A 545-nucleotide genomic window follows, 5' to 3' on the forward strand; every position below is an offset into this window, starting at 1 on the left:
TCCACGTCCAGAAGCTCGACAAGTCGGGCCGCGCCTATGCCACCGGCAAGCGCAAGAACGCCATTGCGCGCGTCTGGGTGAAGCCGGGTTCCGGCAAGATCATCGTCAACGACAAGGAATTCGCGACCTATTTCGCGCGTCCGGTCCTGCAGATGATCCTCAACCAGCCGATCATCGCCTCCAACCGCGCCGGCCAGTACGACATCGTCGCGACCGTTGTCGGCGGCGGTCTCTCCGGCCAGGCTGGCGCCGTGCGTCACGGCATCTCCAAGGCGCTGACCTATTACGAGCCGACGCTGCGCGCCGTGCTCAAGAAGGGCGGCTTCCTGACCCGCGACAGCCGCGTCGTCGAGCGCAAGAAGTACGGCAAGGCGAAAGCCCGTCGTTCATTCCAGTTCTCGAAGCGCTAAGCACTTCGCAGCTTCAGACAATCGAAAAGGCCGCCTCCCGGGCGGCCTTTTTGTTTGCGGCTCGGCAGTCACCCCACCCGCGCCTGCGGCGCGACCTCCCCATTAAGGGGAGGTAGAAGAGCGCGACGCCCTACC

The 545-nt window shown here is 64.6% G+C and carries 1 protein-coding gene; it reads left to right on the plus strand.

Annotation, left to right across the window (positions count from 1 at the left end):
• Positions 1–410: 30S ribosomal protein S9 (rpsI, locus tag EN750_RS38225; RefSeq protein ID WP_127399514.1), on the plus strand; the 410-nt coding region annotated here is incomplete at its 5' end.
• Positions 411–545 lie beyond the last annotated feature (135 nt).

Origin of the sequence: Mesorhizobium sp. M7A.F.Ca.ET.027.03.2.1 (assembly GCF_003999175.1) — a bacterium.
Taxonomy (GTDB): domain Bacteria; phylum Pseudomonadota; class Alphaproteobacteria; order Rhizobiales; family Rhizobiaceae; genus Mesorhizobium.